Source organism: Burkholderia sp. E168m23, assembly GCF_016586125.1.
Taxonomy (GTDB): domain Bacteria; phylum Pseudomonadota; class Gammaproteobacteria; order Burkholderiales; family Burkholderiaceae; genus Burkholderia; species Burkholderia orbicola.
The window spans coordinates 1-10856 of record NZ_BCPP01000122.1 but is presented as its reverse complement, the minus strand read 5'-3'; the positions used below and the strand labels follow the sequence as shown (position 1 = coordinate 10856).

Sequence of the window (10856 nt, the reverse complement as noted above, 5' to 3'; positions counted from 1 at the left end):
GACGATCGGCGACGACATCGCGTGGCTGAAGCCCGGCCGCGACGGCCGCCTGTATGCGATCAACCCGGAAGCCGGTTTCTTCGGCGTCGCGCCGGGCACGGGCGTGAAGACCAACCCGAACGCGATCGCCACGCTGAAGGAAAACGTGATCTTCACGAACGTCGCGCTGACGGAAGACGGCGACGTGTGGTGGGAAGGGCTGACCGACACGCCGCCCGCGAAGCTGACCGACTGGCAGGGCAATCCGTGGACGCCGGAGATCGGCAAGGAAACCGGCCGCAAGGCCGCGCACCCGAACTCGCGCTTCACCGCGCCGGCCGCGCAGTGCCCGTCGATCGACGACGACTGGGAAAACCCGGCCGGCGTGCCGATCGACGCGTTCATCTTCGGCGGCCGCCGCTCGACGACGGTGCCGCTCGTGACCGAGGCGCGCGACTGGGTCGAAGGCGTGTACATGGCAGCGACGATGGGCTCCGAGACGACCGCGGCAGCCGTCGGCCAGCAGGGCGTCGTGCGCCGCGATCCGTTCGCGATGCTGCCGTTCTGCGGCTACAACGTCAGCGATTATTTCGCGCACTGGCTCGACATCGGTAAGCAGCTCGAAGCCGCCGGCGCGAAGCTGCCGAAGATCTACTGCGTGAACTGGTTCCGCAAGGATGCGAACGGCAAGTTCGTGTGGCCGGGCTTCGGCGAGAACATGCGCGTGCTGAAGTGGATGCTCGATCGGCTGGAAGGTACGGGCGGCGGCGGCGAGCATGCGTTCGGCGTGTCGCCTGCGTATGAAGACCTGCACTGGGACGGCCTCGATTTCACGCGCGATCAGTTCGATGCGATGACGTCGATGAACGCCGACGAATGGCGCGAGGAGCTGAAGCTGCACGCGGCGTTGTTCGATACGTTGAAGCTGCGCCTGCCGGCTGAAATGACCGGCACGATGAAGAAGATCGAGCAGCGTATCGGCGGTTGACGGTACGCAGCGTCATCGTCTTTGGCGTCCCGTCGCCGCCATTGCTTGTCGGCGGCGGGACGTTTTCATTTGGGCGTCGCGCGCGCCGCTATTTACTCACTGAGCACCGCAATGCGCGACGCATAGCGCCGCGTAGCCTCGCCGGCCGTGAAACGAACGACGCCCCGAGCCATCGATCGCATGGCCCGGCGCGTCGTCGTTTCCCGCAGTCAACTGGTCGTCAGCCGAGCTCGAGCGCGTTCGTCAGGTCGCCCGGCGGCGTCTCGCCACGCGCGGCGAACGCGTTGTTGCGCAGCACCACGCCGTCGAGCGGCGCGAGGCCGTGCACGCGGCTGATGAAGCGCAGGATCGAGTTCGTGTCGTACAGCGTGTGATCGACGAAGCCCTTTTTCGCGAACGGCGAGATCACGAGTGCCGGAATCCGCGAGCCGGGGCCCCAGCGGTCGCCGACCGGCGGCGCGACGTGATCCCACCAGCCGCCGTTCTCGTCGTGGGTCATCACGATCACGGTGTTCTCCCATTGCGGCCCGCGCCGGATATGGTCGATCACGGTCGCGATGTGACGGTCGCCCGATTCGATGTCCGCATAACCCGCGTGCATGTTCAGGTTGCCCTGCGGCTTGTAGAACGTGACGGCCGGCAGGCGGCCCGCGTCGATGTCGGCGATGAAATGGTTGGTCGACGGCTCGTCGCCGAGCCCCGCGTCGCGCAGGTGCTTGCGGCGTGCTTCGGTGCCCGGCGCGTAGTTCACGAAGTAGTTGAACGGCTGGTGGTGGTACTGGAAATCGGGCACCGTGCCGGTGTCGCGATGCTCGAGCGCGTACTGCCACGCACCGCTGTACCACGCCCAGTCGATGTTCTTTTCCGACAGGCGGTCGCCGATCGTCGCGTAGCCCTGCGGCGGCATCACGCGATGGTCGGCCGGGTCCGCATACGCGGCGTTGCCCGGATCGGGCGGCGGCACGTAGCTCGGCTGGTACGGCGGCGCCATCGTGTTGACGCCGTAGCCGTCCGGCGTCAGCGGACCGTCGACCGCGAATTTCGGCGGGCCGTCCAGCGCGGACGCGGGCGAATCGTCGGCGAGCTTAAGGCGCGTGCCGGCCGGATCGTCGCCCTCGACCTTCGACAGCAGCTTCGCCGCATGCGGATGCTTGTGCGCGTCCGGATACAGCGGCGGCTGCGCGGAGATCAGGAACATGTGGTTCATCCACGAACCGCCGAAGGCCGCCATGAAGAAGTTGTCGCACAGCGTGTATTGCCGCGCGAGATTCCACAGCCGCAGCGTGTCGGCCGAATTGCGGTAATGGCCCATCACGAGGCCGCCCGAATCGGCCCATGCGGCGAACTGGTTGTTGCGGCCGCCCGCGATCTGCATCTGGTTCTGGTAGAAGCGGTGCCACAGGTCGCGCGTGATCACGCCGTTCGGCAGCGGCTGGCCCTGCGCGTCGGTAATCCGGAACGGCGCATTCGGCAGCTTGTCGATGTCGCGCTCGGCGATCGCGTAGCGCTTGCCGTCCACTTCCTGCGCCTGCGGCACGAGCCCGCCCCAGATCTTCGGCAGCACCGGCAGCGGCGTCTTGCCGTCGCGATCGAGCTGCTGCGCATGCTCGGGCCGCACTTCACTCAGCGGATGAAGCACGCCCGGGAAATCGCCGTACAGGTTCGCGAAGCTGCGGTTTTCCGCATAAATCACGACGATGTGGCGCACGCGCTGGCGCAACGCTTCGTCGATGCGCAGGTCGGCGGCCGAGCGCGGCGTGTTGCCCGCGGTGGTTTCGCAGCCGGCGAGCGCGACACCGGCACCGAGCGCGGCGAGGCCGCCGAGCACACGGCGGCGGTCGGGATCGGCGGGAAGGTCGTCGGGGCGATCGGGGGTGTCGTTCACGTCGTGAGCTCCTCGAATGGGCGGGTGGGCGTTGTCGTTCGATGCGCGCCGGCGCCGCGCGGGCGGCCGCGACGCAGGGCGGAATGCAACGGCCGGTATTGCGCGCGGCGGCGCGATGCGGCTGTCACGAAAATGTCATGAACGCGACTATAACGCGGCAAGGGGGGCGGATGAAAGCCGTTCGTCGGACGATTCGACGCTTGCACGGCGAGCGGTGCGCGACGCCCGCACGCGAACTAGACTGGAATCAGGGGTGGCGCGCGACGGCGTGCTGCCCGGGCGAGGATCGCCCCCGCGACGCCGGCCGACGGTGTTGCCGGGGCGGTATCGATGCGACGAACGACGCGAGACAGCGAGGCGACGATGGCGTGGATGCATGCCGTTTTCGGCTGGTCGCCGCGGCCGCAGCCGCGTACCCGTTGCGCGGGTTGCGCGCGCGTGCCGGCGTGAGCGCACGTCGCGCAGCAGATACGGCCGGCCCGATGCCATGGACAGGAAATTCGACTACCCGGGATTGTTGATCGCCGCGGGCTTCTTCGTGCTGTTCGCCGCGCAGTTGCTGATGCTGCACCCGACGTCGACGCCGATTGCGTACAGCGACTTTCACCGGCTCGTCGCCGCGCGGCTCGTCGACGATCTCGAGATCGGGCCGGCGTCGATCTCGGGCGCGTTGAAGATGCCGCAGGCCGGCACGATGCTGCCGGCGTCCGACGCCGCGGTCGTGCGGCAAGCCGGCACGCCGTGGCGCTTCACGACCAGCCGCGTGACCGACGAACACCTGATCGACACGCTGACCGCCGCCGGCATCCACTATCACGGCACGCCCGATACCGGCTGGATCACGTCGCTCGCGTCGTGGCTGCTACCGCTCGTGCTGCTCGTGTTCGTGTGGAACATGATGCTGCGCAAGCGCGGCGGGCTGCAGGACTTCACCGGGATGGGCAAGAGCCGCGCACGCGTGTACGTGCAGCAGGAAACCGGCATCACGTTCGACGACATCGCGGGCATCGACGAAGCGAAGGCCGAACTGCAGCAGCTCGTCGCGTTCCTGCGCAACCCCGATCGCTACCAGCGGCTCGGCGGCAAGATTCCGAAAGGCGTGCTCGTCGTCGGCGCGCCGGGCACGGGCAAGACGCTGCTCGCGCGTGCGGTGGCCGGCGAGGCGGCCGTGCCGTTCTTCTCGATCAGCGGCTCGGCGTTCGTCGAGATGTTCGTCGGCGTGGGCGCCGCGCGCGTGCGCGACCTGTTCGAGCAGGCGCAGCAGAAGGCGCCGTGCATCGTGTTCGTCGACGAGCTCGATGCGCTCGGCAAGGTGCGAGGCGTCGGCCCGATGTCGGGCAACGACGAGCGCGAACAGACGCTCAACCAGTTGCTGGTCGAGATGGACGGCTTCCAGGCCGGCTCCGGCGTGATCATCATGGCCGCGACGAACCGGCCCGAGATTCTCGATCCCGCATTGCTGCGGCCGGGCCGCTTCGATCGTCACATCGCGATCGACCGGCCCGACGTGAACGGCCGCCGCCAGATCCTCGGCGTGCACGTGAAGCGCGTGAAGCTCGCGGCCGACGTTGATCTCGGCGAGCTTGCATCGCGCACGCCGGGCTTCGTCGGCGCCGATCTCGCGAACGTCGTCAACGAGGCCGCGCTGCATGCGGCCGAACTCGGCAAGCCGGCGATCGGCATGGCGGACTTCGACGAGGCGATCGACCGCGCGCTGACGGGCCTCGAGCGCAAGAGCCGCGTGATGAACGAGCAGGAGAAGCTGACGATCGCGTATCACGAAGCCGGCCATGCGCTCGTCGCGGAAAGTCGCGTGCATTGCGACCCGGTGAAGAAGGTGTCGATCATTCCGCGCGGCGTCGCGGCACTAGGCTACACGCAGCAGGTGCCGACCGAGGATCGCTACGTCCTGCGCCGCAGCGAGTTGCTCGACCGGATCGATGCGCTGCTCGGCGGGCGCGTGGCGGAAGAACTCGTGTTCGGCGATGTGTCGACCGGCGCTCAGAACGACCTCGAACGCGCGACCGCGATGGCGCGCCACATGGTCATGCAATACGGAATGAGCGAGAAGATCGGGCTTGCGACGTTCGACGACGGCGATGTACGCCAGGGCATGCCCGGCGCATGGCATGCGGGCGACGGCCGCTGCAGCGAGCACACCGCGCGCATGATCGACGACGAGGTACGCACGTTGTTGACCGATGCGCATGCGCGCGTCGCGGCGACGCTCGGAGAACGACGCGACGCGCTCGAACGCATCGCGCGACGGCTGCTGCAATGCGAGGTGCTCGAACGCGACGTGCTGCAGGCGCTGATCGACGGGCGCAGCGAACCGCCGTCGGCGACGGCGTCATTACCCGGCGACGAAACGAGCGCGCGCGGCGGCGCGATCGAAACGGAGCAGGCGTCTGCAGTCGAGCGCGATTTCATCGCGTACCGCCGGCCGCACGAACCTGATCATTGAAGCCGCTGCGCTGACCGGCGAGCATCGCGTGTCGATCTGCCGACACTGAGCGCTTTCGTTTCCTTCTCTCCCGCCACGGCGTCGCCATGAGCGACGCGCACGTATCGGTCGAACGTCGTGGGTCTTGCTCGAATGCACGTCGAGACGACGGACGCGTGAATGCGCGTCAGCGCATCAGGATTCGGTCGCGGCCGCGACTTCGGCCGCTTCGGTGAGCGCTTCGAGAAAGCGCGTGCGCCACCAGTGCACGTCGGTCTTGCGCATGATCGCCATCAGCGCCGCGTGACGCTGGCGGCGCTCCTCGAGCGGCATCGTGAGCGCGCGCTGGATCGCCTGCGCGGTGCCTTGCGTGTCGTACGGATTGACGAGCAGCGCCGACTTCAGTTGCTCGGCCGCGCCCGCGAAACGCGACAGCACGAGCACGCCCGGGTCGGCCGCGTCCTGCGCCGCGAGGAACTCTTTCGCGACGAGGTTCATCCCGTCGCGCAGCGGCGTGACGAGGGCGACCCGGCTTGCACGGTAGAGGCCCGGCAGGCGCTTGCGCGCGACGGTGCGGTGAATGTAGCGCATCGGCATCCATTCGAGCTCGCCGTAGTCGCCGTTGATCGCGCCGCACAGACTGTCCATCTCGCGCCGCAGGTCGTCGTAGGCGCCGAGATCCTCGCGGCTCGGCGCGGCGATCTGGATCAGCGTCGCGCGGTCGCGGTTCTCCGGATAGTGTTCGAGCAACTCGCGGAACGCATGCACGCGCTGCGGCAGCCCTTTCGTGTAATCGAGCCGGTCGACCCCGACCAGCAGCTGACGGCGCGAATATTCGTCGCGCATGCGTTCGAACATGTCGAGGCCGTCGCGATCGCGCGCGAGCGCTTCGAATTCGTCGACGTTGATGCCGATCGGAAACGCACCGGCCGACAGCGTGCGGCCGAACGCGCGCAGCCGGCCGTCGGGCAGCCGCGCCGCGCCGGCTTCGGCCTCGACGTAATGCTCGAAGTGGAGCAGGTCCGATTCGGTCTGGAAGCCGACGAGGTCGTACGCAAACAGCGAGCGCATCAGCCATTCGTGTTCCGGGATCGCGGCCATGATCGGCGGCGGCGGCATCGGGATGTGCAGGAAGAAGCCGATCGGATTCGTGCAGCCCATCGCGCGCAGCTCGGCCGCGAGCGGAATCAGCTGATAGTCGTGCACCCAGATGACGTCGTCGGGGCGCAGCAGCGTGCGCAGCTTGCGCGCGAACAGCTGGTTCACGCGTCGGTAGCCGTCGGCGAAGCGCCGGTCGAACTGCGCGAGATCGAGCCGGTAGTGAAACACCGGCCACAGCACGTTGTTCGAGTAGCCGAGATAGTAAGCGTCGTAATCCTGCGGATCGAGGTCGACCGTCGCGAGCTGGATGCCGCCGACGTTCTGGATCTGCACGTCGTCGCCATGCGTGGCCTGATCGTCGCCGCCGCGTAGCCTGCCGCTCCAGCCGAACCAGACGCCGCCGGTTTCCTGCAGGCTGTCCTTCACGGCGACGGCGAGTCCGCCGGCCGCGGCTTTACGGGGATCTGCAATGCGATTGGATACGACGACGAGTCGGCTCACCAGCTCTCCTGACGATTGTTGGGGAAGGGGTCGTGCGGCCAGGCGCGAGAGACAGACGCCGCCATCGGTGCGCGGTGCGCGAGACGACGGGGCCGCATGGCGATCGGACGGGAGTCAGGGAACGCGATTCGCCGTCCGGTCGAAAAGTACTTTTTTAGGATACTCGTCATTCGTGCGTTTTAAAAGTCTGTATCGATGCACGATGCGGGCGCGCATGTCGGGCGCTATCCATGACGAGGGTGCTGCAACGCGTGAGGCCCGAGCGGGACCGAAATTTGCGCGTCGCTGCGGAAGCAGTGTGCGCAAGGCCATGCGGAGAGTTGCGCGAAGGACGCGCATGGCGGCATGCGCGATTGACTGCAACGATTTTCGATGCGGGATGCGGCGGTACGCGGTGCGTGCCAGCGTGACCCAGACGGACGAGCGTAACGGCATGCGCATCGTCGTCTGGTTCGCGCATGCCGTTACGCGGCAGCCGGTTGCCAGTGACGCATGTCCGTTTCCTGCACAAGCGCGCCCGGCGACGCCCCATGTGAGCCGGACGGCATCCGGAACGCGGCGACCGTTTCGGACAACTCGCGGCCCTGCGCCTCGAGCGACTTCGATGCGGCTGCCGCCTGCTCGACGAGCGCGGCGTTCTGCTGCGTCGTCTCGTCCATCTGCGTGATCGTCAGGTTCACCTGGTCGATGCCGCGGCTCTGCTCGGCCGATGCGGCCGCGATCTCGCCCATGATGTCGGTCACGCGCGCCACGGCTTGCGTGACGTCGGACATCGTCTTGCCGGCTTCGCCCGCGAGCGCCGAGCCGTCGCGGATCGTCTGTACCGACGCGGTGATCAGTTCCTTGATTTCCTTGGCCGCGGTCGACGAGCGCTGCGCGAGATTGCGGACCTCGCTCGCGACGACCGCGAAGCCGCGGCCCTGTTCGCCCGCGCGGGCGGCTTCGACCGCCGCGTTGAGCGCGAGGATGTTGGTCTGGAACGCGATGCCTTCGATGATGCCCGTGATGTCGGCGATCTTCGACGAGCTGTGGCCGATTTCCGTCATCGTGTCGACCACGCGGCCGACCACCGAGCTGCCGCGGTGCGCGACGTCCGATGCATTCGCGGCGAGCGTGCTGGCCTGTTGCGCGTTTTCCGCGTTCAGGCGCACCGTCGACGTGAATTCCTCCATCGTCGCCGCGGTTTCCTGCAGCGACGCGGCCTGTTCCTCGGTGCGCTGGCTCAGGTCGAGGTTGCCCGATGCGATCTCGCTCACCGCGTGCGCGATGCTGTTCGACGAGTCGCGCACGCGGCCGACGATGCCGATCAGCCGTTCGTTCATCGTGCGCAGCGCGTCGAGCAGGTCGCGCGTTTCGTCGTTGCCGCGCACCTCGATACGGCTGCCGAGATCGCCGTTCGCCACCGTGCGCGCGACGTCCACGGCCGCGCCGATCGGCACCGTGATCTTGCGTGTGAGCCACAGGCCGCCGCAGGCCGCGATCGCGACGGCGATCAGGCAGATGCCGGCCAGCAGGTTGCGCTCCGCCGTGTAGCGATCCGCGAAGGCCTGCGCGATTTCGAGTTCGCGTTCATGCGTGAAGGTCGCGTAGGCGTCGGTCGCACGCACCAGTTGCGCGAGCAACGGGCGGCAGTTGTCGTCGATGTCGGCGATTGCGTCGTCCTTCTTGCCGGCCTGCGCGAGTCCGACGATGCGCAGCGCAACGGGCCCGTAGCCGGCCTCGATGCGCACGATGTCGGCTACCAGTTCGCGTGCGCGATCGGAGGTGTCGGTCGCGTTCGCCATGAGTTCCTTGAGCTTCGCGAGATGGTCCTGCACGTCCTTGTGCGCATGGTTCACCTCGGCCAGTTCGGCTTCGACGTCGGCCGGCCGGGTGACGAGCACGAGGTTGCGCGCGGCGATCGCGCGCCGGTCGACCGCGGTGCGGATTTGCGCGGACAGGTTCGCCCGCGCGTTGATGCCGTTCATGTAGCGTGAAAACTCGGCGTTCGTATCGGACAGTGCCTTGAGGGCCACGCCCGACACGATCACGACAACCGCGGCGAGCAGGCCGAAGCCGCCGAGGAGTTTCGTTTTGATGCTCATTCTGGCGATTTTCACGTTGTGCCCCTGTGCGTGTGGTTGGCAAATGGAATTTATCGTTCGACCAGATACGGGATCGTGCCGGCTTTAACGGGTCTTCGGGATGATTCTTTACCCGTCAAAACCCTTACATTCGGTTTTCGATCGAACAAAGCCTTGTCGCACGGGCATTCTTGATCTCGATCAAAAGAGGCGAGGAGGATATTTACGGAATTGTTTATGCGATGTATTTGAAACCGGATTTACTGGTAAAACAATAAACGTCATTTTTATAGTAATTGTCTGACGATTTCGTTCTAAATTACTGATGAATACCGGAATTTCATTGCGGAGGAATGGGGAATGGAAGCCGATATGCGTATTCACGACGATCGGCGTGAATGACGCGACTGTCTGATGGACAAACGGAAAAGACGCGGCGCGTCGGGTTTCGCGCCGGAAAGCGGCCCGCGGCGGGCGCCGCGAGCCTGTGAGGGTCAGAACGTGGTGCGCAATCCGGCCATCAGGCTTCGGCCGCCTTGCGGGGCGAAGCCGCGCACGACCGACGTCGAGTAGCGAATCTCCTGGTTCGTCAGGTTGTCGCCGCGCAGGTGGGCGAGCCAGTGCGTCGGGCCGACGCGGAATTTGTACGTCAGCATCACGCCGAGCGACGTATAGCCGTCCGTCGAGAAGTCGTCGTCGGGCACGCGATGCTGCGACCACGCGTGCGTGACCTGTGCGCGCGCACCGAACGGGCCGTAACCGTAGTCGGCCGCGAGCGTCGCGCGCAGCGGCGCGATGCGCGGCAGCGGCTGCCCCGTGTCGACGTTGCGCGCGTGCGTGTAGTCGGCCGTCAGTTCGAGATCGACCGTGTGGCCGCGCCGCGAGAACGCACGCCACTTGCCGTCCAGCTCGACGCCGTAGAACTCGGCGCGCACGCCGCGGTAGATCGCCTCGTTGAGCGAGCCGTCAGTGCCGGGCGCGACGGGCTCGCCGTCGTCGTCCACCACGCGGCCGGTGTTGTACTCGGTCAGATAGTTCGAGAAGCGGTTGTAGAACACGCCGACGCTGCCGCGGTTCGGCCCGCTCGCATAGCGCAGCGACAGGTCGGTCGACACGGCCTTTTCCTTCGACGCGTTCGGGTTGCCGATCAGGAACTGGCCGGTCGCATCGTGCGGGCCGTTCGAATACAGCTCGTAGAAGGTCGGCGCGCGTTCGGTGTAGGCGACGTTCGCTGCGATCGACCATACCGGTGTCAGCGAGAACAGCGCACCGGCCGACAGGCTGCCCGCATTGAAGTCGCGCGGCTGCGCGCCCGCGAATTTCTCGACGCCCGCCGGATCGGGATCGACCTTCACGTGCTCGAAGCGGCCGCCGAGGCTCAGCTTCAGCGCCGGGACGACCTGCCATTCCTCGAGGCCGAACAGCGCGACGCTGTTGGTGCGGGTGGACGGCACGAGCATTTCGTCGCCGAGCGCCGAGAACGTGTTCTGGCCGAACTGCACGCCGATCGCGCCTTCGAACGGCCCGATCTTGCGATGGCGTGCCTCGATGCGCGCCTCGTAACCGCGATTGCGGAAGGTGGTCGCCGTCTCGCCGTTGTCCACTTCCTTGTGGCGGTAGTCGGTGTACGCGAAATCGAATTTCAGCTTCGTGAACGGCCCGCTCAGGTTGCGCACCTCGGACGCGAACGCGAGGCGTTCCTGGCGCATCCGCAGCCGCACGTCGCTTTCCGCGACGGAGCCGTAGTTCGATTCGTAGCCGCTGTACGACAGGCCCGCGAAACCGTCCGCCCACGTGTACGACGCGCCGACCGCACCGCCGTGCACGCGCCCGTCGCTGTTCGGCACGTTGCCTTCCGGTTGCGGCGCGTCGGGGCCGTCGATCGCGCGCTGCTGG

At 66.9% G+C, this 10856-nt stretch carries 6 protein-coding genes; 2 read left to right on the top strand and 4 right to left on the bottom strand.

Features of this window, described 5'->3' with window-relative positions; translation table 11 throughout:
* On the top strand, positions 1–967 hold a 967-nt coding region (locus JMF90_RS09250), incomplete at its 5' end, for a phosphoenolpyruvate carboxykinase (GTP) (RefSeq protein WP_201325061.1).
* Positions 968–1187: 220 nt separating this feature from the next.
* Here the strand turns inward: JMF90_RS09250 and JMF90_RS09245 are convergent.
* Entirely contained in the window at positions 1188–2852 is a 1665-nt protein-coding gene (locus tag JMF90_RS09245; RefSeq protein WP_011547656.1) for an acid phosphatase, read from the bottom strand.
* Between the two features lie 487 nt (positions 2853–3339).
* Between JMF90_RS09245 and ftsH the strand changes: the two genes are divergently transcribed.
* Entirely contained in the window at positions 3340–5316 is a 1977-nt protein-coding gene (gene ftsH, locus JMF90_RS09240; protein WP_011547657.1) for an ATP-dependent zinc metalloprotease FtsH, read from the top strand.
* 174 nt (positions 5317–5490) lie between these two features.
* Here the strand turns inward: ftsH and otsA are convergent, their stop codons facing one another.
* The 3 genes from otsA to JMF90_RS09225 all read right to left on the bottom strand — a co-directional run.
* Positions 5491–6897: an alpha,alpha-trehalose-phosphate synthase (UDP-forming) gene (gene otsA, locus JMF90_RS09235; protein WP_006478986.1), complete on the bottom strand. Its 1407-nt coding sequence runs from the start codon at positions 6895–6897 to the stop codon at positions 5491–5493.
* Positions 6898–7361: 464 nt separating this feature from the next.
* Positions 7362–8981: a methyl-accepting chemotaxis protein gene (locus tag JMF90_RS09230; RefSeq protein WP_011547659.1), complete on the bottom strand. Its 1620-nt coding sequence runs from the start codon at positions 8979–8981 to the stop codon at positions 7362–7364.
* A gap of 473 nt (positions 8982–9454) precedes the next feature.
* Positions 9455–10856 (bottom strand): TonB-dependent receptor (locus JMF90_RS09225; RefSeq protein WP_201325060.1); only part of this gene is annotated, 1402 nt, incomplete at its 5' end.